The 20,526-nt window shown below is 65.0% G+C and carries 21 protein-coding genes; 17 read left to right on the top strand and 4 right to left on the bottom strand.

Features of this window, described 5'->3' with window-relative positions:
* The first annotated feature begins 21 nt into the window (after nt 1–21).
* The 7 genes from ARADN35_RS0109105 (at nt 22) to ARADN35_RS0109075 (ending at nt 5,964) form a co-directional block, all read left to right on the top strand.
* Nucleotides 22–645, top strand: coding sequence for a phosphoadenosine phosphosulfate reductase domain-containing protein (locus ARADN35_RS0109105; RefSeq protein ID WP_010461266.1), 624 nt, complete (start codon nt 22–24; stop codon nt 643–645).
* Between the two features lie 19 nt (nt 646–664).
* Nucleotides 665–1,627, top strand: coding sequence for a sulfate adenylyltransferase subunit CysD (cysD, locus tag ARADN35_RS0109100; RefSeq protein ID WP_010461263.1), 963 nt, complete (start codon nt 665–667; stop codon nt 1,625–1,627).
* Nucleotides 1,627–2,994, top strand: coding sequence for a sulfate adenylyltransferase subunit 1 (locus ARADN35_RS0109095; RefSeq protein ID WP_010461261.1), 1,368 nt, complete (start codon nt 1,627–1,629; stop codon nt 2,992–2,994). The genes cysD and ARADN35_RS0109095 overlap by 1 nt, the downstream gene beginning before the upstream one ends.
* A 114-nt stretch (nt 2,995–3,108) precedes the next feature.
* Nucleotides 3,109–3,438, top strand: a complete 330-nt coding sequence (gene fdxA / locus ARADN35_RS0109090) for a ferredoxin FdxA (protein WP_010461259.1) — start codon at nt 3,109–3,111, stop codon at nt 3,436–3,438.
* A gap of 91 nt (nt 3,439–3,529) precedes the next feature.
* Nucleotides 3,530–4,585 (top strand): NAD(P)/FAD-dependent oxidoreductase, encoded by a 1,056-nt coding sequence (locus ARADN35_RS0109085; protein ID WP_010461258.1) that lies wholly within the window; start codon nt 3,530–3,532, stop codon nt 4,583–4,585.
* Nucleotides 4,586–4,710: 125 nt separating this feature from the next.
* Nucleotides 4,711–5,070: a nuclear transport factor 2 family protein gene (locus tag ARADN35_RS0109080; protein WP_010461256.1), complete on the top strand. Its 360-nt coding sequence runs from the start codon at nt 4,711–4,713 to the stop codon at nt 5,068–5,070.
* A 12-nt stretch (nt 5,071–5,082) separates the two neighbouring features.
* A complete protein-coding gene (locus tag ARADN35_RS0109075; RefSeq protein WP_010461254.1) occupies nt 5,083–5,964 on the top strand; it encodes a helix-turn-helix domain-containing protein in 882 nt (293 codons plus the stop codon).
* Nucleotides 5,965–6,296: 332 nt separating this feature from the next.
* Here the strand turns inward: ARADN35_RS0109075 and ARADN35_RS0109070 are convergent, their stop codons facing one another.
* Nucleotides 6,297–6,788: a GNAT family N-acetyltransferase gene (locus tag ARADN35_RS0109070; protein WP_010461252.1), complete on the bottom strand. Its 492-nt coding sequence runs from the start codon at nt 6,786–6,788 to the stop codon at nt 6,297–6,299.
* 90 nt (nt 6,789–6,878) lie between these two features.
* Between ARADN35_RS0109070 and ARADN35_RS0109065 the strand changes: the two genes are divergently transcribed.
* Nucleotides 6,879–7,808, top strand: a complete 930-nt coding sequence (locus ARADN35_RS0109065; RefSeq protein ID WP_100199413.1) for a LysR family transcriptional regulator — start codon at nt 6,879–6,881, stop codon at nt 7,806–7,808.
* Between the two features lie 377 nt (nt 7,809–8,185).
* A complete protein-coding gene (locus ARADN35_RS0109060) occupies nt 8,186–9,466 on the top strand; it encodes a purine-cytosine permease family protein (protein WP_010461246.1) in 1,281 nt (426 codons plus the stop codon).
* Nucleotides 9,467–9,534: 68 nt separating this feature from the next.
* Here the strand turns inward: ARADN35_RS0109060 and thiD are convergent, their stop codons facing one another.
* The gene (gene thiD / locus ARADN35_RS0109055) at nt 9,535–10,398 is read right to left on the bottom strand and encodes a bifunctional hydroxymethylpyrimidine kinase/phosphomethylpyrimidine kinase (RefSeq protein ID WP_029413757.1); all 864 of its coding nucleotides are present in this window, start codon (nt 10,396–10,398) and stop codon (nt 9,535–9,537) included.
* Between the two features lie 274 nt (nt 10,399–10,672).
* Here thiD and ARADN35_RS0109050 point away from each other — a divergent pair, with 274 nt between their 5' ends.
* From ARADN35_RS0109050 to ARADN35_RS0109035, 4 genes are all read left to right on the top strand, one after another.
* Nucleotides 10,673–11,803 carry an FAD-dependent oxidoreductase gene (locus ARADN35_RS0109050; protein ID WP_010461239.1) on the top strand — a complete coding sequence of 377 codons (1,131 nt, stop codon included), beginning with the start codon at nt 10,673–10,675 and terminating at the stop codon, nt 11,801–11,803.
* A complete protein-coding gene (gene thiS / locus ARADN35_RS0109045; protein ID WP_010461237.1) occupies nt 11,800–11,997 on the top strand; it encodes a sulfur carrier protein ThiS in 198 nt (65 codons plus the stop codon). The genes ARADN35_RS0109050 and thiS overlap by 4 nt, the downstream gene beginning before the upstream one ends.
* A gap of 83 nt (nt 11,998–12,080) precedes the next feature.
* The gene (locus tag ARADN35_RS0109040) at nt 12,081–12,893 is read left to right on the top strand and encodes a thiazole synthase (RefSeq protein ID WP_010461235.1); all 813 of its coding nucleotides are present in this window, start codon (nt 12,081–12,083) and stop codon (nt 12,891–12,893) included.
* The gene (locus ARADN35_RS0109035) at nt 12,886–13,788 is read left to right on the top strand and encodes a thiamine phosphate synthase (RefSeq protein WP_010461232.1); all 903 of its coding nucleotides are present in this window, start codon (nt 12,886–12,888) and stop codon (nt 13,786–13,788) included. Before ARADN35_RS0109040 ends, ARADN35_RS0109035 begins: the two co-directional genes overlap by 8 nt.
* 40 nt (nt 13,789–13,828) lie before the next feature.
* On the opposite strand, the gene ARADN35_RS26100 is transcribed toward ARADN35_RS0109035, so the two are convergent.
* Together ARADN35_RS26100 and ARADN35_RS28535 are read right to left on the bottom strand one after the other, a co-directional pair.
* Nucleotides 13,829–15,493, bottom strand: coding sequence for a hypothetical protein (locus ARADN35_RS26100; RefSeq protein ID WP_244265869.1), 1,665 nt, complete (start codon nt 15,491–15,493; stop codon nt 13,829–13,831).
* Between the two features lie 118 nt (nt 15,494–15,611).
* The gene (locus ARADN35_RS28535) at nt 15,612–16,079 is read right to left on the bottom strand and encodes a type IV pilus assembly protein FimV (protein ID WP_244265868.1); all 468 of its coding nucleotides are present in this window, start codon (nt 16,077–16,079) and stop codon (nt 15,612–15,614) included.
* Nucleotides 16,080–16,123: 44 nt separating this feature from the next.
* On the opposite strand from ARADN35_RS28535, the gene ARADN35_RS0109025 reads away from it, so the two are divergent.
* The 4 genes from ARADN35_RS0109025 (at nt 16,124) to ARADN35_RS0109010 (ending at nt 20,478) form a co-directional block, all read left to right on the top strand.
* A complete protein-coding gene (locus ARADN35_RS0109025) occupies nt 16,124–17,647 on the top strand; it encodes a 3-hydroxyacyl-CoA dehydrogenase (RefSeq protein ID WP_010461230.1) in 1,524 nt (507 codons plus the stop codon).
* A gap of 36 nt (nt 17,648–17,683) precedes the next feature.
* Nucleotides 17,684–18,463 (top strand): oxepin-CoA hydrolase, alternative type, encoded by a 780-nt coding sequence (locus ARADN35_RS0109020; protein ID WP_010461228.1) that lies wholly within the window; start codon nt 17,684–17,686, stop codon nt 18,461–18,463.
* Between the two features lie 184 nt (nt 18,464–18,647).
* Complete coding sequence (locus ARADN35_RS0109015; RefSeq protein ID WP_010461226.1) at nt 18,648–19,367, top strand: Crp/Fnr family transcriptional regulator; 720 nt, start codon at nt 18,648–18,650, stop codon at nt 19,365–19,367.
* Between the two features lie 25 nt (nt 19,368–19,392).
* Complete coding sequence (locus ARADN35_RS0109010; RefSeq protein WP_010461225.1) at nt 19,393–20,478, top strand: phosphotransferase; 1,086 nt, start codon at nt 19,393–19,395, stop codon at nt 20,476–20,478.
* The last annotated feature ends 48 nt before the right edge of the window (nt 20,479–20,526 follow it).

Genomic DNA, 20,526 nt, shown 5'->3' with positions numbered 1-20,526 from the left:
TATACCTTAGAACCCCACACCATGAGCCAATTCGACCTCACACTCGTCAACGCCGAACTCGGCCGCAACGCCCCCGGCCTGGTAGCCTGGGCGCTGGGCCTGGGCGAACGATCCATCGTCACCACCAATTTCCGCCCCTTCGAAGCGGTGATCCTGCACATGGTCACGCAGGTGAACCCTGATGTGCCGGTGGTCTGGATGGACAATGGCTACAACACCGAGGCCACCTACCGCTTTGCCGACGAAGTGACGAAGCAACTGGGCCTGAAGCTGCAGATTTACCTGCCACGCCGCTCACGCGCACACCGCGAAGCGGTAGAAGGCGCAACACCAGCCCTGGACGACCCACGCCACGCCTTCTTCACCGAGGAAGTGAAGCTGGAGCCCTTTGCCCGTGCCCTGCGCGAGACAGCCCCCAAGGTGTGGTTCACCGCACTGCGTGCCACCGACACCGCCGTGCGCGCACAGATGGACCCGGTCAGCATCAACCCCGATGGCCTGATCAAGGTGGCACCGCTGCTGCACTGGTCGTCCAAGGACCTGCACGAATACTGCGTCAAGCACGGCCTGCCCAACAACTTCGACTACGTGGACCCCACCAAGGGCGAAGACAACCGCGAGTGTGGGCTGCATCTTGCCCACTGACTCCGCCGCAGATCCGACCATGAACGCCCGCACCGATGCAGCACAGCTGCAGAACAACAACATGAGCTATCACCTCAACAACTCGCACCTGGATGCTCTGGAAGAAGAAACCATCTTCATCCTGCGCGAAGTGGCCGCCGCCTTTGAGCGCCCCGCCTTGCTGTTTTCGGGCGGCAAGGATTCGCTCGTCATGCTCAAATGCGCGGAAAAGGCCTTTGGCACCAAGGCCAGCGGCGGTGGCATTCCCTACCCGCTGCTCATGATCGACACGGGCCACAACTTCAAGGAAGTGACGGACTTCCGCGACTTCCGTGCGCAGGAACTGGGCGCCGAGCTCATCGTGCGCAGCGTTGAAGACTCGATGGCACGCGGCACGGTGCGCCTGGCCCACCCGGGCGAGAGCCGCAACGTGCACCAGTCGGTCACGCTGCTCGAAGCGATCGAGGAATTCCGCTTTGACGCCCTGATCGGCGGCGCGCGCCGCGACGAAGAGAAGGCCCGCGCCAAGGAGCGCATCTTCTCGCACCGTGACAGCTTTGGCCAATGGCAGCCCAAGGCCCAGCGGCCTGAACTGTGGACCCTGTTCAACACCCGCCTGCAGCCGAACGAACACTTCCGCGTGTTCCCGATCAGCAACTGGACCGAACTGGACGTGTGGCAGTACATCGACCGAGAACAGATCGGCCTGCCCAGCATTTACTACACGCACAAGCGCCAGGTGGTGGACCGCAAGGGCCTGCTGATGCCCGTGACCGAACTGACACCGCCGCGCGACGGCGACGTGGTGGAGACGCGCGACGTGCGCTTTCGCACCGTGGGCGACATCACCTGCACCGCGCCGGTGGAGAGCACGGCGGCCACCCCGGCCGAGATCGTGATCGAGACCCTGGCCGCCGACGTGAGCGAACGCGGGGCGACGCGCATGGACGACAAGACCAGCGATGCCTCGATGGAAAAGCGCAAGAAAGACGGGTACTTCTGATGACCACTATGAATTCGATAGCTTCCAGCGCAATCCAGACAAGCGCCAGCGGCCAAAATAACCATATTTCCGCCCTCAAGTTCATTACCTGTGGCTCGGTGGACGATGGCAAGAGCACATTGATCGGCCGCCTGCTGGTGGACAGCAAGGCCGTGCTGCAGGACCACCTTGCTGGCGTGCAGCGCCAGGGCGAAACCGACCTGGCCCTGCTGACCGACGGCCTCAGCGCAGAGCGCGAGCAAGGCATCACCATCGACGTGGCCTACCGCTACTTCGCCACCGAAGAGCGCAAGTTCATCATCGGCGACGCCCCCGGCCACGAGCAGTACACGCGCAACATGGTCACCGCCGCCAGCAGCGCCGATGCCGCCGTGGTGCTGGTCGATGCCACCAAGCTCGACTGGAAGAATGCCGACCTGGCCTTGTTGCCGCAGACCCGCCGCCACAGCCTGCTGGCCCATTTGCTGCGCGTGCACTCGCTGGTGTTTGCCGTGAACAAGCTCGACGCGGTGGAAGACCCCGTGCTGGCCTGGAAACACATCCAGGGCGCACTGCAGTCCTTCGCCCAGGCGGCTGGCATCACCGTGCGCGCCACGGTGCCGGTCTCCGCCCTCAAGGGCTGGAATGTGGTGGACGCCCACGCGGGCTGGTGCGGCTACGAAGGCCCCACGCTGCTGCAGGTGCTGGAGCAGTTGCCCAACACCCCGGCCGATACGGGCCTGCCCCTGGCCTTCCCCGTGCAGTGGGTCGAAAAGTCCTCGTCCTCGTCGTCGGACACATCCCAAGGCCGCCGCGTGTTCTGGGGTCGTGTGGCTTCGGGCAATGTAGCGCCTGGCACGCCCGTGCAGATCTTCCCCAGCGGCCAGCTGGCCACCGTGGCCCAGGTGCTGGACCATGCACGCCGCCCCACGGATGTGCCCGCAGGCACCAGCGCGGGATTCATCCTGGACCGCGAGGTGGATGTCTCGCGCGGCGACTGGATTCTGGCGGCGCCTGCTGTCGCCGCCCCCGCCGAAGACGACTTTGACACGCCGGCCAGCGTGCCCGCCTGGCCCGCCAGCCGCGAGCTGCGCACCACCATTGCCTGGATGGACGACGAACCCCTGGTCGCAGGCCGCGTGTACTGGGCGCTGCACGGCCACCGCTGGGTCAAGGCCAAGGTGAAAGCCGTGGTGCACAAGCTCAACATCAACACGCTGGCCGAAGAAGCCGCCACCCAGCTCGACCCCAATGCCATCGGCCATGTGGACCTGCTGCTGCAAGAGGCGATTCCCGCAGCGGCCTTCGGCAAAGCCCGGGTGCTCGGATCGCTGATCCTGGTGGACACCGCCAGCCACAAAACGGCCGGTGCCGTGCTGGTCAACTGATCTAGATCAGTGCCCCAAACCCCAGTCACCCCATCCGGGTGAGGGACCTTGTAACCAATGGTCGGTGAAAGCTTCTAAAATTGAGGGTTTTCACCGACCCACACAACTCCTGTCATGACCCACGTCGTCTCCGAAAACTGCATCAAGTGCAAGTACACCGATTGTGTGGACGTGTGCCCCGTGGACTGCTTCCGCGAAGGCCCGAACATGCTCGTCATCGATCCTGACGAATGCATCGACTGCGCCGTGTGCATCCCCGAGTGCCCGGCCAACGCCATTTTTGCCGAAGAAGACCTGCCGCCCGACCAGATCGCCTTCATCAAGCTCAACGCCGATCTGTCCTTTGCCGACGGCTGGAAGAGCATCACCAAGCGCAAGCCCGCGCTGCCAGACGCCGACGAGTGGAACGGCAAACCGGGCAAGGTCAACGAACTAGTCAAGTGACCCCTCTGAGTCGTTTCGTGCCATCCCCCAAGGGGGACGCCACCAGTGGCCTGGCAAAGCCAGTTTCGGGCGCTGCGCGCGTGGCTTGAGCATGATTCAAGAAACCGACGCCGTCGTCATCGGCGCGGGTCCCGTGGGCCTGTTCCAGGTCTTCCAGCTGGGCCTGCAAGGCATCACCGCCCACCTGATCGACGCCCTGCCCCATGCGGGCGGCCAGTGCGTCGAGCTGTACGGCGACAAACCCATCTACGACATCCCGGGCATCCCGGTGTGCACCGGGAGCGAGCTGGCTGGCCTGCTGCTTCAGCAGATTGCGCCGTTCAAGACGCAGTGGCACCTGAACACGCTGGTGTCGGCGCTCGCCGTGCACACCGATGGGCGCCTGCTGATCGAAACCTCGCAAGGTGCACAGCTGCTGGCCCGCACGGTGTTCATTGCCGCAGGCGTGGGCGCCTTTGTGCCGCGCACGCTCAAGGTGGAAGGCATCGAGCGCTTTGTGGGCACACAGATCCACTACCAGAACCTGCCCTCCACGGCCAACGTGGCCGGGCGCCATGTGGTGGTGCACGGCGGCGACGAGCCCGCGGTGGCCCGCGCCGTGGAACTGGCCGAACAAGGCCAGGCCGCCCGCGTCAGCCTGCTGCACCGCCGCGATGTGTTCCAGGCGCCCGACGCCCTGCTGCAGCGCCTGCAGCAACTGCGCGATGCGGGCCGCATCCACGTCGAGGCCGCGCAGATCACCGGTATCGAAACCTCTGGTGACCAGCTGACCGCCTTGCAGGTGGTGGACGCCGATGGCAGCACCCGCGCCCTGGCAATCGACCTGCTGGTGGCCGTACTCGGCATCTCGCCCCGCCTCGGCCCCATCGCCGACTGGGGTTTGGCCATGGACCGCAAACAGCTGGTGGTGGACACCGAAGCCTTCCGCACCAGTGTGCCCGGCATCTACGCCGTGGGCGACATCAATACCTACCCCGGCAAACGCAAGCTCATCCTGTGCGGCTTCCACGAGGCCACTCTGGCCGCCTTTGGCGCCGCCGAGGCGCTCAAGGGCGACAAGGTGGCGCTGCAATACACCACCACCAGCCCACGGCTGCACCAACTGCTGGGTGTGGCACAGGTATCGGCGCCGTCCGTCAGCGCGTAGTCCCGGCGGGCCAGGGTTCGTCACTTCGTGCCCAAACGACGCGCCCACAAATAAGCACAAAATGTCCAAAAGGCGCACAAGCGCCCGGCACGATGGCGTCTCCATTCACCCATCAGGAGCACACCATGAGCCAACAACCCCTTCAATCCATCTGGGACACCTACACCGCGTCGTGGAAGACCGACTCGGCCGCGGACCGCACAGCCCTTTTTACCCAGTCCCTCGACCCCGCCTGCACCTACAACGACCCGCTGGCCACCGCCCAGGGCTGGGACCAATTGACGGCCTACATGGACAACTTTCACAGCCAAGTGCCCGGTGGGCATTTTGTGACCCACTATTTCGCCAGCCACAACCAGCAGAGCATCGCCAAGTGGAACATGGTGGATGGCAGCGGGCAGGTGATCGGGGAAGGCGTGAGCTACGGCCGGTACAACGACCAGAACCGGCTGGTTGCGATGACCGGTTTCTTTGAAACCCCTTGAACGGACACCACTGTGCTTTATCTCCGGCAAATCCAGGAGGGCATCGATTTCATCGAGGCCCATCTCGAATCCGATATCCAGCTTTCCGAGGTGGCACGGGCTGCGGGGATGAGCCAGTGGCACTTCCAGCGGATCTTCAAGGCGCTGACCAACGAAACCCTCAAGACCTATATCCGGTCGCGCCGGTTCTCGCGGGCGCTGGAGCAGTTGACCAACACACGGTTGAGCGTGCTCGACATTGCGCTGGCGTCGGGGTACGAGACGCAGGAGAGTTTCACGCGCGCGTTCCGCGATTGCTTTCGGCTCACGCCGTCGCAGTACCGCAAGATGGGCAACCGCTCGCTGTTCGTGCGCAAGATCCGGTTTGACCAAAGCTACCTCGCGCACATTCACCACAACATTTCTCTGGAACCCGACATAAAGGAGCAGCCCGCCATGCAGCTGGTCGGGCTGCCCACGGACTACTACGGCATCGACTCCGAAAAGAACAACCTGGGTCAGAAACTACCGCCCCTGTGGGCGAAGTTCCTGCCCCGGCTGGGCGAGATTGCGAACACCGTGCCCGGGGTCTGCTATGGCGCCGTGGCGCCAGCAGGACCCCACACGGAAGAGCTGCGCTACCTGGCCTGCATCGAAGTGCGCGGCCCCGGTGCGTTGCCACCGGGCATGGTGGCCCTGGAAATACCCGGATCGACCTATGCACGCTTCACCCACCGGGGCCCTGCGCAGAATGTCGATGCGACAGTGAACTACATCTACTCCAGCTGGCTGCTGTCGGCCGGCGCGTCGCACTCCCTGGGGCCGGACCTGGAAATCTACGGCTCGCAATACCACCCGACATCCGGTGACTCGGTGATGCACTACGCCATTCCCATCGTCCGCTCGGCGCCCTGAGCACGGTCGCCCAAAAAGGGGCCCGAGTTCCTTGTGGAATGCCCGCGCCGGGGGCGTCCGGAGCCGACGGGGAGAGTCCTTTTTGAGCCAGATCGAGATCAGCCCGCGACAAGACACTGCACCCCATCAGATCCGAACTCCGCCCTCTCTCCTCCATCGCGAGCGGTTCTCCACTCAACCAAAAGTTCGCCATCGGCGAGGAGCCAGCCATGAGCAGGCCAGGACCTGAAATTTTCCAAGGTCCGTTGGTTGCTGGAAGGCCGACGTTTAGGAGATGAAATGCCAGTTCCGTTCAGCGAGGACGACGGTATTTTTTTGAGGCGAGGGTCGCGTCAAAGGTCCATCACCATCTCATGCCAGGCCATGCCGCCGTGGTCGGATGCAGAGGGCTTCACGTAGCGGTAGCCCTGCTTGGCGTAGAGCGCCACATGACGCTCCTTGCACATCAGGTGAATGCTCTGCTTGCCCGCCTGCCGCATCTGTTTCACAAAAGTCTGCATCATTGCCGTGGCGTACCCGTGCCCCTGGTACGCGGGATCTATCACCACCGACATGATGACCACGTTGGGCGCGACCAGGTCATGCCCCACCAGCTCCTTGAAAGCCTCGTCCGACATGACGACTGCGTGGGCACAGCCACTGTTGACGAAACCGATGGTCTTGCCTTCGGTTTGCATGACCAGAAAGCCCTGCGGGTAATTGGAAATACGGGTATGGATCTTGGCCAAGGTGGCGGCTTCGTCGCCCTCGTAGGCGGTGCTCTCAATCTCGAAACAGCGCTCGGCATCCGCAGGAACGGCTTGGCGAAAGGTTAGGGCTGACATGGGTACTGGAGTGCGTGGGCAATGAAAAGCTCCATGATAAAAATGGCTGCATTGCACGTCATGCAAACCCTTCATCCATACCTGCACACCATGCACTTTGCACTTCGACGCCTTGACCTGAATCTGCTGCTGGTATTTGACGCACTGCACCGGTGGCGCAGCGTGACCGCTGCCGCGGAAGAACTCGCTCTGAGTACATCGGCCCTCAGCCACGCGCTGTCCCGGCTGCGCACAGCCTTGCACGACGAGCTGTTTTTGCGCGTGGGCGGTTCCATGCAGCCTACGCCCCGCGCGCAGGAGCTGGCCGATGGCATTTCGCAGGCCCTGCAACTGCTCGCGGACCGCATCGGCGATGCCCATGAATTCGACCCGGTAGCCAGTGAGCACACCTTTGTGTTTGCCGCCACGGACTTCACGACGTACGCCCTGCTGCCCTCTGTGGTGACAGCTGTGGAGCATGAAGCACCGGGCGTGCGCATGCGGGTGATCCCTTCGCAGAGCCGTGACGTGCTGATGGACCTTGTGCAGGGAGCCCACTTCGTGCTGGGCTTTTCGGATGAAGTCTCGCCGGTGCCCGCTGACATCGAGCGACTAGAAGCGCCATCCGACGACTATGTGGTGGTGGCCCGCCGTGGCCATCCCCGGCTTGGCAAGCGGCTCACTATCAAACGCTACCTGGCGGAACACCATGTAGTTGTTCGGCCCTGGCGAAACGAGGCCAGTGTGATTGACACCGCGCTGGCTGCGCAGGGCCACACGCGCATGGTGGCTATTGAACTGCCCAGCGTCATGGCGGCACCATTCATCGTCACAGGCACGGACCACCTGATCACCTTGCCCCGTCAAGCGGCGCATCAACTTGCTGCATCCGCCCAGGTGGTGGTGCATGAAGCGCCGTTTCCGACACCGCACTACATACCTACGGTCTACTACCAGCGGCGCCATATGCACCTGGCATGGCATCGCTGGATGCGCAATCGGCTGCTTTCAGCTATCGCAAACACGATAAAGCCTGCTTAACCGAAAGGGCTGTAATCGGTCTGTGATCAGTCAGTGGCGGACTTCACTCCAAGGCCGTATTGGGCCCGTCGCAGATGGTCACGGTTCCTGCAAGCCCCCATTGGGAAATCCTGAACCCGCCGACCTGCGCCATTTGCGAAACAGCTCGTGGGCTCCCCTGACCTTCACTAGAATCCGTTCAATCGCTGGGGGTGTCCTGCAAGAAATCCGCTGCAGGGCTGAGATCAAACCCTTCGAACCTGTCGCCTGCAACGGTTTACCTAGCGGGCTTGAGATCATCCTCGCGCAGGGAAGCATGTCTGTTCTGGCCGACTCCGAGTGACCTCGGGCCATGCCTGCAGGCCGCCGCCCTGCTCTGTACTGCCACGGAGCCCTCCATGTCCTCATCCCCCGCTGCGCCCGCCGCCAACGAAGCGCTGGCCCCCGTATCCCCCGACCGCCGGGTCTTCCAGTGGCATGACCACGCCTCGCTCTGGTTCAGCCTGGGCGTGGGTTTGCTGGTCATGCAGGTGGGCGCGTACCTGATGCCTGCACTGGGCACACAAGAGGCGCTGATTGCCATCGTCTGCGGCTCCATCGTGGGCGCGGGCCTGCTGGGCTGGGTGGCCAAGATCGGTTGCGACAGCGGCCTGGCCAGTGCCGGGCTGATGCACGCGGTGTATGGCCGCACGTTTGCCAGCCTGCCGATCATCCTGAACATCGTGCAGCTGGTGGGCTGGGGCACGTTCGAGCTGGTGGTGATGCGCGACGCCACCGTGGCCATCGGCCAGCAGTCCGGCACCATGGCCGGCGCGCATTGGCCCGTGCTGGTTACGCTGCTGTGGGGCGGCGTGGTGATGCTGCTCATCAGCGGCTCGATGGTGCAGCTGGTGCGCAAGGTGATCGCACGCGTGGCGCTGCCGCTGGTGGTGCTGTCGCTTCTGTGGCTGTCGTGGCAGTTCCTGTCGCTGGCGCAGACCCAGGGTTTTGAAGCGCTGTGGACGCGCAAGGGCGAAGGCGGCATGGGCGTGCTGCCCGCGCTGGACCTGGTGATCGCCATGCCCATCTCGTGGCTGCCGCTGGTGGCCGACTATGCGCGCCACGGCAAGAACGGTGGCTCGGCATTGCGTGGCACCTGGCTGGGCTATGCGCTGGCCAACATGTGGTGCTATTCGCTCGGCGTGCTGGTGGCGTTGACCCTGCCGAGCAAGGACCTGGTGCAGGCGCTGCTGCTGGCCCAGGGCGGGCTGATCGCGCTGTCGCTGATCCTGATCGACGAGGTGGACAACGCCTATGGCGACACCTATTCGGGTGCGGTGTCGGCCCACAGCCTGCTGCCACGCTGGGGCGTGCGCAAGTGGGGCCTGGCCATGGCAGCCGTATGCACAGGCCTCGCACTGGTGCTGCCCATGCACAGCCTGGAGCCGTTTTTGTTGCTGCTCAGCTCGGTGTTTGTGCCACTGTTTGGGGTGATCTTGGGCCGACTGGCGTTTGGCACCAACGCACCCGCGCTGCTGGCTGCGGCACGCCGGGTGAATGCGGCCCCGGTGGCGATCTGGTTGGTGGGGATTGCCGTCTACCACCTGGCTCCGCAGGTGGTACCGGGCGCGGGTTCAGCGCTGCCGGCGCTGGCGTTCAGCTTTTTGCTGGCCTGGGCCACACGGCCACGGGGCCATTGAATAGCTATCGAATTGTGAGCTACTAGCGCTTACCTGATAAGCGCTAGAGGCCAAAAACAATCAAATTTCTACAGCACCAACTGCGCCACAGGCGCATAGCCGTGGTTGAGCGGACCGTGGCCACGGCCGGTGGTCACATTGGCCCCTGCGGCGATGGCGCCCAGAATGTAGGCGCGTGCGCGCTCCACCGCCTGCTGCAAGGGCAGGCCCTGCGCCAGGTGGGCCGCAACGGCCGAAGACAAGGTGCAGCCGGTGCCGTGCCCGTTGGGCGTGGCAATGCGTGCTGACTCCAGCCGCTGCCGCGCGCCGTTGCGGGTGGCCAGAACGTCCACCACCCAGTCTCCGGGCAGATGGCCGCCCTTGAGCAGCGCTGCGCGTGCACCCAGCGCGCACAGCGCCTGCGCGGCTTCATCCAGCGTTTCCACGCCCTTGATGCTGCGCCCCAGCAGCCAGCCGGCCTCATCGAGGTTGGGGGTGATCACCTCGGCCAGCGGAAACAGTTCCTGCACCAGCACGCTCACGGTTTCTGCGGCAATGAGCCGGTCGCCGCTGGTGGCCACCATCACGGGGTCGAGCACCACATGCGGCAGCTGGTAGGTGCGGATGGCATCGGCCACCACGCGCACCACTTCGGGCGAATGCAGCATGCCGATCTTGACCGCATCCACGCCAATGTCCTGCACCACGGCATCGATCTGGGCCTTGAGCATCTCGGGCGGAATGCCGTGGATGCCCGTCACGCCACAGGTGTTCTGCGCCGTGATGGCGGTGATGGCCGTCATGCCGTAGCAGCCCAGCGCGCTGAAGGTCTTGAGGTCGGCCTGGATGCCTGCGCCGCCGCCGCTGTCGGAACCGGCGATGGAGAGCACACGCACATAGCGGTGTGTGGAAGGCATAGACGGCGTGGAGGACGGCGGGGTCAAAGAAGTCATGGCAAAAATTATGGCCTATGCGCTAGCGCAAAAAGGGCTGCCTTTGGTTGTGCTGTAATTGATTTTTCCGGACGAAACAGGGGTGTCCCACCGTTTTTGGTGTGCGACTGAGAAATACCCTGGGGCCCGCACGCAGCGCTGCACGGCACTGCCTGCACCACACCGTGGCCCCGCTACCCGATCCAGGTCATGCTGGCGTGGGGAGTTTCCAAGAGCGGCACCGCCCCGTTTTGTCCATGGTTGCCAGCCAACACACGGACACACCGACGGACCTATGCCACTTCAACCCTCTTCTTTTGCCATTCTGGGCGCGGGCCTCATGGGCCGCCTGCTTGCGGTGGAGCTGGCCCGCCAGGGGCACCGGGTCGACATCTACGACGCAGGCAGTCCGGCCGCTGAACATTCGGCCGCGACCGTGGCCGCTGCCATGCTGGCGCCGCTGGCCGAATCGGCCATCACCGAGCCTGGTGTGGTGCGCATGGGCCACCATGCCCTCACCCGCTGGCCACAGCTGCTGGCAGCGCTGGCCGAGCCCGTGTTCTTCCAGCAGGCCGGCACGCTCATCGTGTGGCACCGGCAGGACGCGGCCGAGGCCCAGCGGCTGACTCGCCAGCTGGAGGCCAATCAGCAGACGGTGCCCGAGTTGCCAGCCCTGCAAAAGCTCGACGGCGCCGCGCTGGCCCAGGCGGAGCCCACGCTGGCGCAGCGCTTTGCGCAGGGCCTGTACCTGCCCGGCGAGGGCCAGCTCGACAACCGGCAGCTGCTGGCGGCGCTGGTGGTGGAAATGCAGCGGCTGTCCGTGCGCATGCACTGGCACACCCCCCAGTCGCCCGAGGCCTTTGCGCCCGGCGCCCCAGGCCAGCCCGACTGGGTGCTGGACTGCCGTGGCCTCGGCGCCAAGGCCCAATGGCCGGCTTTGCGCGGTGTGCGGGGCGAGGTGGTGCGAATCCACGCACCGGATGTCACGCTGCAACGCCCCACCCGGCTGGTGCACCCGCGCTACCCCATCTATATCGCCCCCAAGCCGGACCACCTGTTCGTGATCGGTGCGACCGAGATCGAATCGGACGACCTCTCGCCCGCAAGCGTGCGATCGACGCTGGAGCTGCTCTCCGCCGCCTACGCCGTGCACCCCGGCTTTGCAGAGGGCCGCATTCTGGAACTGGCCACGCAGTGCCGCCCCACGCTGCCCGACAACCTGCCCGCCATTCGGCAGCCGCGCCGGGGCGTGCTGGAGATCAACGGCCTGTACCGCCACGGCTTCATGATCGCGCCCGCCCTGCTGGACGTGACGCTGGAAGTGCTGAACGCGGGACAATCGCAGCTTTCGCAACGTTTTGACCTCGCGCTGGAACTGGAGCCCGCCCCCCTGCCCCCACCCAGCGCGGCCGCCGCCTTCGCATGAACATCTCCATCAACCAGATCCTGCACGAACTGCCCGAGGGTGCCACCGTGGCCGATGCCGTGGCCGCCATCGCGGCCCGCCCCCCGTTTGCCGTGGCCGTGAACACCCACTTTGTGCCCAACACCCGCTACGCCGCGCAGGCCCTGCAGCCCGGTGACCGCGTGGAAATCATCTCGCCCGTGACGGGGGGATGACCCCTGGCTTGCAATTTTGAGAAAAATTGGCCCCTAGCGCTTTTCCATCAAGCGCGAATAGCTATTAAAAAGATAGTAAAAATATGACCACTTCGACGCCCCAAGACCCTCTGGTGCTGTACGGCCAGCAGTTCGCGAGCCGCCTGCTGCTGGGCACCTCGCGCTACCCATCCCCTGCGGTGCTCGAAGCCGCCGTGTTGCGCGCGCAACCCGCCATGGTCACCGCGTCGTTGCGCCGCCAGGGCAGCAACCCGGCCGAAAGCGGCAGCAGCTTCTGGGAGCTTCTGCGCAAGCTCAACGTACCCGTGCTGCCCAACACCGCCGGCTGCCACAGCGCGCAAGAGGCCATTACCACGGCACAGATGGCGCGCGAGGTGTTCAACACCCCATGGATCAAGCTGGAACTGATCGGCGACGACTACACGTTGCAGCCCGACACGCTGAATCTGGTGGGCGTGGCGGCACACCTCATCAAGGAAGGTTTTCAGGTGCTGCCGTACTGCACCGAAGACCTGGTGGTGTGCCAGCGCCTGGTGGATGTGGGCTGCCAGGCCGTGATGCCCTGGGCCGCGCCCATCGGCACAGGCCGTGGCCCCGTCAACCCCTATGCACTGCAAACGCTGCGCGAGCGCCTGAACGTGCCGCTGCTGGTGGACGCCGGGCTGGGCCTGCCATCACACGCCTGCCAGGTGATGGAATGGGGTTACGACGGCGTGCTGCTGAACACCGCAGTCGCACTCGCGCAAGACCCGGTGGCCATGGCAGGCGCCTTCGCCGACGCCGTGAATGCCGGGCGTGCCGCGCGCAAGGCCGGTGCCATGGCTGCGCAGGAGGCCGCCCAGCCCAGCACGCCCGTGCTCGGCACCCCCTTTTGGCACCATGAACAACATGCGTGACGACACCAGCGCCATGGTGCAGGCCATTCTTGCGCACCACGCCGCCACCTTCGCAGGCTTTGGCGCAGAGCCTGCCCCGGAGCCCACGCGACAGGAACCCGCCTACCTGGCAGCCCTGCAGGCTTGCAGCACGCTGGGCTTCATTGCCCACGACGCGGAATGCCTCGCCCAGGCCTGGCTGGCCCAAAGCCTGCGCACCGGCGCCTTCCAGCCAGAGCAATGGCCCGACACACCGGAGGATTTTGGCCTGCAACCCGTGCCACGTGCCCAGGCGTTCGCCCCGTGTCCTGACCAGTTGGGCCTGTACGCCGTGTTGCCCGACGCCGACTGGGTGGGCCGCATGGCACGTGCAGGTGTACCCACGGTGCAGCTTCGCTTCAAGTCGGCCAATCCTCATGCGATTGCGCAGCAGGTGCACGCGGCGGTCCAGGCCGTCAAGGGCACGAACGCCCTGCTGTTCATCAATGACCATTGGCGCATGGCCATCCAGGCAGGTGCCTATGGGATTCACCTCGGCCAGGAAGATCTGGATGCCCTGGCCCCCGATGAACTCCAAGCGCTGCGCGCTTCAGGCCTGCGCCTGGGTGTCAGCACCCATGGCTACGCGGAAATGGTGCGAGCAGATGCCGTAGGCCCCAGCTACATCGCCATGGGCGCCGTGTTCCCTACCACCCTCAAGAAAATGGCCACGGCCCCACAGGGCGTGGGCCGGCTGGGCGTCTACGCGTGCCTGCTGCGCAGCTATCCCCAGGTGGCCATTGGCGGCATCGGCGCCGAGCAGTTTGCCCAGGTACAGGCCACGGGCGTGGGATCGATTGCGGTGGTTCGCGCCATCGTCAATGCGACTGACCCCGAGGCCACCGTTGCGCAGCTGATGCGCCAGATGGAAACGTAAACAAACGGCCAGCCCTGAAAAGGCGCTGCTCCCTGGCGCCCTATTTGCGGCCAGTCTTCTTCTGCTCCAGCTCCAGCCGCAGTTCGACCAGGTCGTTGTCCATGCCAAAACCCACGGCCTGACCCGTGGGCGGGGGGGCGGTCACCGGCACGGCTGGCAAATCGCTGAGCGTGAGATGGGGCGGCTCTGACAGGTCAAGGTCCAGATCCAGCGCCGCACCACGCGTGTCGCCATCCAGCACCGAGGGCGCTGCGACCACTGCGGCCTGGGGCGGACGTCCCGCAACGGGAGGCATTCCGTCAAAGTCGAACTCCAGGCTGGCCGCGCGCGAGTCCTGCGGCAATGCGTCTGTTTTGGCCAGCACTTTCTGAAGCGGTTCTTGCTGCACCTGCGTTTCGACCCGGGGCGCCGCCAGCGGTGTGGTGCGCTTGCGGGGTGCCGGTTCCCCTCTGGCACTGGCGGGCGTGGTTTGTGCAATGGAGAGCAACAACAGCAGGTCGTCGTAGGCCGCAAGGTCAAAGGGCTCGACCGAACCGGCACCGTCGTGCCGGAACAGCAGCTTTTCGAGCAGTTGCAGCACCGACGGAGAAGTCCATTCGGCCTCGATGTCGGCCAACGCATCGGTGTAGTGGTAGAGCATGCGGCCCGTGCGGTGGAAACTGGCAAATTCCGGCACTTGCGCGTTGAACGATTGCATGAACTGCGTGCGCAGTTGCGTGAACTCCTCCACCCTGCTCAGCGTGTGGTAGAGCCGCAAAAGCTCCAGATAGGCCAGTGGCGAAGTCGCGCCGCGTTCAGCGATGTGCTTCTTCAGCACTTCGATGGCCTGCTGGTGTTCACCCACCGAAATGAAAAACTCGGCCTGTTGCTGGATGTCGAAAAGCTCTTCCGGGCTGACGATGTGCAGTGCAGGCCGGGGTGCAGCGGCAGGGGGTGCTGCCGGGGGCATGGCCTTCAGGGGGGCCGGCGCACTGGGCAACGGGGCCGTGGCCACAAACGGTGTCACCAGCGGGGCTGCGGCTGAATCAGCGGAGGGAGCCCGGACTTCAGCAAGCTCGTCAGACGGCATCCAGTCGTCACTGGGGTGTGGGGCCAGGCCCAGCGCAGCTCCATGTTCGGCCAGGGCGTCATGCCCCCCCAGCGCCGCTACGGAGTCGCGCCATGCCCGCACCGCCTTTTCGGAGGCGCTGCGCATCCGCACCCAAGCCCACGCCACCAGCAACAGCGCCAGCAGCAGCAACCCGCCCAGCGCGTACACCACGGTGGCGGGAAATCGTTCGCTCTCGGCCTGCTCCAGCTGTTGCTGCAGTTGCGCGGCGGCGGCCCGGTCCCGGGCGGCCTGCGCCCGCAGGTTGGCGACATCGGCCTCCAAGGCCTTGAGCCGATCACTGTCCTGATTGGCATCCTCGGGCTGGGCGTTCAGTGCTTTCCAGAGCGCTGCAGCCTGGGCTCGCTGGGCCGAGGGCTGGTCTGCCGGCAGGACCAGCAGTTCGGGAGAGGTGCGCAGCGCCAGCGGGCGGTCCACCCAGACATCGAGCGGCTCGATCACAAGGCGGGCCCGGTCGGCAGGCTTGGGCACTGCTGGCGCCTTGTTCTTGGCAGGCGGCGCTGCAACGGCGGGGGTCTGGGAGCGTGTGGTGGCCGACTCTGCGGGCCGTGGGGGTGCAAGGCGCGCCGCAGGCTTGGCCGCCGGTGGGGCTGGCACAGAATCAGGCCGGTTTTCGGGCCGCGAGGGCGGCAATGCCGAAGGAGAAGGTGCGGCAGGAGATGCCGCAGCCACGCTGGGGCGCGGGCCGGTTGAACCCTGGGCCGGACGGGGTGTTTCAACACCCATTCCGGCCACAGAAGGAAGCCGCGAGACATCGACCGGTGATGCCGACCGAGCCACCGTGGACGGAAGCTCGGCAAAAAAATGTGTAGGTGCGTGTGATCTTGCCCGTACATCCCGCCGACAAGGTGACCATCAATACCGGCTCGTCCACCGCAACGGCGGCCTGCACCCGCACCGCCGGTGGACGCCCCCGCATATCGGGCAAGGGAACCACCCGCACTTTCGCATCGCCAATCGCCGTGTCCCCTGCCACCAGCTTGGCGGTCACGCAGGCAGAGGCCAGATCGGTGCCCGGGTCTGGCTGGATATCGAACGACAGATCCACCGGCGCACCCAACACCACCGCACCTCTGCTGCTGCCCAAAGACAATGCCGAGGCGCCCGCAGCGACCATCCACAGACCGGTCCCAAAAATGGCGTTACGGATTTTCACAATAAGTTCTGTTTTGGTGCGGTCCATTCTTGCACATAAGTCCCGCGCAACGCCAGAGCCATAATGGCGCTATGAAAATTCAGTTTCCCAACATCGCAATCGTGGGCACCGGCGCCATGGGTCGGGGCATTGCACAGATCGCCGCGCAGGCCGGCAGCCAGGTTTTTCTGCTCGATGCAACCCCAGGCGCCGCCCAGGCCGCCCAGGCGGCGCTGCAAGACCAATGGACCAAGCTGGTCGCCAAAGGGCGCATTGATGCGGATCAAGCCACGGCACTCGCTGCGCGGCTGCACCCGGTGCAGGCAGTGACCGATCTGGCCACGTGTGACCTGGTGATCGAAGCCATCGTCGAACGGCTGGATGTGAAGCAGAAGCTGTTTTCCGAACTGGAATCCGTGGTGCGCAGCGATGCCGTGCTGGCCACCAACACCTCGTCCCTGTCCGTGACCTCGATTGGGGCGGCGCTCCAGCGCCCGCAGCGCCTGGCGGGTTTTCACTTCTTCAATCCGGTGCCTTTGATGAAGGTGGTGGAAGTCATTGCAGGCCTCAAGACCGACCCCGCGATTTGCACCGCCCTGGCGGCCTACGCCAAAGAGATGGGCCACACCCCCGTTCAGGCACAAGACACCCCCGGCTTCATCGTGAACCACGCGGGGCGCGGTTTCGGCACAGAGGCCCTGCGCATCGTGGGCGAAGGCGTGGCCGACTTCGCCACCATCGACCGCATCCTGCGCGACCAGGTCGGCTTCAAGCTCGGGCCTTTCGAGTTGATGGACCTCACTGCGCTGGATGTCTCCCACCCGGTGATGGAATCCATCTACCGCCAGTACTACGACGAGCCGCGTTTTCGCCCCAGCGTGATCACCGCGCAGCGCCTGGCGGGTGGCGTGGTGGGCAAGAAGGTGGGGGAAGGCTTTTACCGCTACGTGGACGGCGTGGCGCAAATACCCGCAGAGGCCCCGCCGCCCGTGGTGACCGAGATTCCCCCCGTGTGGGTTTCGCCCCGCGCGGCCCGTCGCGCCGAGCTGTACCAGCTGCTCAAGGAGCTGGGCGCCACCATCGAAACCGGCCAATCGCCCTCGCCCCAGGCCATCACGCTGGTCGCGCCGCTGGGCTTTGACGTGACCACCGTCGCCGTGGTCGAGCGCCTGGACCCCGCCCGCACCATCGGCATCGACATGCTGATCGACGATGCCGCCACCAAGCGCCGCGTACTGGCCACCAACCCGGCCACCCGCGTGGACATCCGCAATGCGGTGCATGCGCTGTTCGCCCGCGACGGCAAGGCCGTGAGCGTGATCCGCGACAGCGGTGGTTTTGTCACGCAGCGCGTGGTGGCCACCATCGTGAACATCGCCAGCGACATCTGCCAGCAAGGCATCTGCTCCCCCAAGGACCTGGAAACCGCTGTCACACTGGGCCTGGGCTACCCCCTCGGTCCCCTGGCCATGGGCGACCGCTGGGGCCCCACCAACATTCTGGAAGTGCTGTTCAACATGCAAACGGTCTATGGCGACACCCGCTACCGCCCCAGCCCCTGGCTGCGCAGGCGGGGTGCAATCGGCCTGAGCCTGAGCCACGTAGAAGAAGACTGATCGCTTCGCAGAACAGCCACCTTACCCAAGGCCACCATGCCCGCAGAACTCCAGAGCACCAGCCAGGGCCAGACCCTGATCCTGACCCTTCGCAACCCCGAGCGGCGCAACGCCATCGACCCTGTGATGTACGCAGCGGGCGTGGAGGCGCTGGGTGTGGCCGAAAGCAGTCCCGACATCCGCAGCGTGGTCATCACGGGCGCCGATGGCATGTTCTGCTCGGGCGGCAATCTGCAGCGTCTGCTGGCTAACCGCCAGGAAGCCCCGGAGGTGCAGGCACAGAGCATCGAAGGCCTGCACAACTGGATCGAGACCATCCGCACCTACCCCAAGCCCGTGATTGCGGCTGTGGAAGGGGCGGCGGCCGGCGCGGGCTTTTCGCTGGCGCTGGCCTGCGATTTGATCGTGGCGGCGCGCAATGCCGTGTTTGTGATGGCCTACAGCAACGTGGCCCTGTCACCCGATGGTGGCGCCAGCTGGAGCCTGTCGCAAGCCCTGCCCCGCCAGGTGGCGACGGAGATCCTCATGTGTGGTGACCGCATCGGCGCAGAACGCCTGCACGCTCTCGGTGTGGTCAACCGCATTGCGGAAACCGGCAGCGCACTGGAGACAGCCCTTGCGCTGGCCGAGCAGCTCAATGCGCGCGCGCCCAATGCCCTCGCGAGCATCAAGGAGCTGCTGAACGAGGCACCCCATGCCCAGCTCACACACCACCTGGCCCATGAGCGCGACCACTTCGTGAAGAACCTGCACCATGCGAACGGCGGCGCAGGCATATCGGCCTTCCTCGAAAAACGCGTGCCCCGCTACGAGTAGCACTGCACCGGGGTGCCCAGAGAGAGCACCCACCGCCAAACACCCTCACCCCCGGTCCGCTGCCCCCAGCGCCCGGGGGTTTTCTTTGGGGCCAACAGGCAGACACGCAGGTGACAACCCTGACGCAGCACGAAGGTCCCTGACGCGACAATGGGTCTGTTTCTAGTCACCCAAAAGACAGGCCATGGACGACCCGATTCTTACTATCGAAGAACGTGAAGCGATCAACTCAGGTCGCTGGTTTTCATCTCTTTCACCTTCTCTACGCCACGACATCCTCCGATGTGCATACGTCAAACGCTTCAAGGACGGCGGCCTCATCGCCGCACGCGGAGATCCGCCCGAAGAGTGGATTGCGTGCGCGCGTGGTGCGGTGCGGGTGAGCTCGACCTCCATCTCGGGCAAGCAGATCACGCTGACGTACGTGGAGCCGGGCATCTGGTTTGGCGACGTGGCGATCTTCGACGGGGACCGGCGCACGCACGATGCCTACGCGCATGGCGACACCACGATCCTGTGTGTGGCCAAGGCCGATTTCCGCAAGATCCTGGCGGTGCACACCGAGCTGTACGAAGCCATGCTGCGACTGCATGCGCGGCGCATTCGCCAGCTGTTCGGGCTGGTGGAAGACCTCAACACCCTGCCCTTGCGCTCGCGCTTGGCCAAGCAGTTGGTGCACTTGGTGCGCAGCTACGGCGTGCCCAGCTTGTCGGACGGCAGCGAGATGCGCATCGGACTGCAACTGGCGCAGGAAGAACTGGCGCAACTGCTGGGCGCATCGCGCCAACGCGTGAACCAGGAACTCAAGGCCATGGAGCGCGAGGACGCCATCCGCATCGAGCCGGGCGGCTTGGTGGTGCGTGACCGCGAAGCCCTGATGCGCATTGCTGAAACCGACAACTGACTGACCGAACCCACCCCATTCCTCCATGAGCAACTTTGACCATTTCGTCGGCACCCGTCCTGTTTCGGATCAGCACGCCTTTGACATCGAAGCGTTGACCGCATGGCTTGCACGGAACATGGAAGGCTTTGCAGGCCCTCTGACCGTGGAAATGTTCAAAGGTGGGCAGTCCAACCCCACCTACAAGCTCATCACCCCCGGCGCCAGCTATGTGATGCGGGCCAAGCCCGGCCCCGTGGCCAAGCTGCTGCCATCGGCCCACGCCATCGAGCGTGAGTTCGCGGTGATGAGCGGCCTGTATGGCACCGACGTGCCCGTGCCCCGCATGTTTGTCCTGTGCGAAGACGAGTCGGTGATCGGCCGCGCCTTCTACGTGATGGAGTGCATGCAGGGCCGCGTGCTGTGGGACCAATCATTGCCTGGCATGACGCCAGCCGAGCGCGGCGACATCTACAACGAGATGAACCGCGTGATTGCCGCGCTGCACACCGTGAAGTTTGCAGACCGGGGCCTGGCCAGCTATGGCAAACCCGGCAACTACTTTGACCGCCAGATCGGCCGCTGGAGCAAGCAATACGTGGCCTCGATCACGCAGCCCATCGAAGAGATGGACCGCCTCATGGAGTGGTTGCCCGCCAACATGCCCGCCAGCGCGCGCGACGAGGGCCACGTCTCCATCGTGCATGGCGACTACCGGCTCGACAACCTCATGTTCCACCCCACCGAGCCCCGCGTGATCGCTGTGCTCGACTGGGAACTGTCCACCCTGGGCCATCCGCTGGCGGACTTCAGCTACCACTGCATGAGCTGGCACATCCCGGCCGCCATGGGCCGTGGCATTGCGGGACAGGACCTTGCCGCCCTCGGTATCCCCGACGAAGACAGCTACATCCGCCGCTACTGCGAGCGCACGGGCATCACCACACCCGAGGCGTTGCGCGCCGACTGGAACTTCTACCTGGCCTACAACATGTTCCGCATCGCGGCCATCCTGCAAGGCATTGCCAAGCGGGTGGAGGCTGGCACGGCATCCAGCGCCCAGGCCAAGGCATCGGGCGACACCGCACGGCCCATGGCCCAGCTTGCCTGGTCGTTTGCGCAGCGCGGCTGAACCGGTACCGCGCGCGGCGCCCCGACCCACTGATTTTTAGACGGAGAC

The sequence above is a fragment of the Acidovorax radicis N35 genome (assembly GCF_000204195.1).
Classification (GTDB): domain Bacteria; phylum Pseudomonadota; class Gammaproteobacteria; order Burkholderiales; family Burkholderiaceae_C; genus Acidovorax; species Acidovorax radicis.
The sequence above is the reverse complement of the archived record's forward strand: the minus strand, read 5'-3'. Positions and strand labels throughout refer to the sequence as shown.

Bases quoted from the DNA above. Each gene is read 5' to 3' on its own strand.
- ARADN35_RS0109050 (WP_010461239.1), top strand. From the start codon at position 10,673: ATGCCACTTCAACCCTCTTCTTTTGCCATTCTGGGCGCGGGCCTCATG.
- thiS (WP_010461237.1), top strand. From the start codon at position 11,800: ATGAACATCTCCATCAACCAGATCCTGCACGAACTGCCCGAGGGTGCC.
- ARADN35_RS0109085 (WP_010461258.1), top strand. From the start codon at position 3,530: ATGATTCAAGAAACCGACGCCGTCGTCATCGGCGCGGGTCCCGTGGGC.
- ARADN35_RS0109025 (WP_010461230.1), top strand. From the start codon at position 16,124: ATGAAAATTCAGTTTCCCAACATCGCAATCGTGGGCACCGGCGCCATG.
- ARADN35_RS0109010 (WP_010461225.1), top strand. From the start codon at position 19,393: ATGAGCAACTTTGACCATTTCGTCGGCACCCGTCCTGTTTCGGATCAG.
- ARADN35_RS0109040 (WP_010461235.1), top strand. From the start codon at position 12,081: ATGACCACTTCGACGCCCCAAGACCCTCTGGTGCTGTACGGCCAGCAG.
- ARADN35_RS0109060 (WP_010461246.1), top strand. From the start codon at position 8,186: ATGTCCTCATCCCCCGCTGCGCCCGCCGCCAACGAAGCGCTGGCCCCC.
- ARADN35_RS0109020 (WP_010461228.1), top strand. From the start codon at position 17,684: ATGCCCGCAGAACTCCAGAGCACCAGCCAGGGCCAGACCCTGATCCTG.
- cysD (WP_010461263.1), top strand. From the start codon at position 665: ATGAACGCCCGCACCGATGCAGCACAGCTGCAGAACAACAACATGAGC.
- ARADN35_RS0109070 (WP_010461252.1), bottom strand. From the start codon at position 6,788: ATGTCAGCCCTAACCTTTCGCCAAGCCGTTCCTGCGGATGCCGAGCGC.
- ARADN35_RS0109105 (WP_010461266.1), top strand. From the start codon at position 22: ATGAGCCAATTCGACCTCACACTCGTCAACGCCGAACTCGGCCGCAAC.
- ARADN35_RS0109095 (WP_010461261.1), top strand. From the start codon at position 1,627: ATGACCACTATGAATTCGATAGCTTCCAGCGCAATCCAGACAAGCGCC.
- ARADN35_RS28535 (WP_244265868.1), bottom strand. From the start codon at position 16,079: ATGGACCGCACCAAAACAGAACTTATTGTGAAAATCCGTAACGCCATT.
- thiD (WP_029413757.1), bottom strand. From the start codon at position 10,398: ATGACTTCTTTGACCCCGCCGTCCTCCACGCCGTCTATGCCTTCCACA.
- ARADN35_RS0109015 (WP_010461226.1), top strand. From the start codon at position 18,648: ATGGACGACCCGATTCTTACTATCGAAGAACGTGAAGCGATCAACTCA.
- ARADN35_RS0109065 (WP_100199413.1), top strand. From the start codon at position 6,879: ATGCACTTTGCACTTCGACGCCTTGACCTGAATCTGCTGCTGGTATTT.
- ARADN35_RS0109080 (WP_010461256.1), top strand. From the start codon at position 4,711: ATGAGCCAACAACCCCTTCAATCCATCTGGGACACCTACACCGCGTCG.
- ARADN35_RS0109035 (WP_010461232.1), top strand. From the start codon at position 12,886: ATGCGTGACGACACCAGCGCCATGGTGCAGGCCATTCTTGCGCACCAC.
- fdxA (WP_010461259.1), top strand. From the start codon at position 3,109: ATGACCCACGTCGTCTCCGAAAACTGCATCAAGTGCAAGTACACCGAT.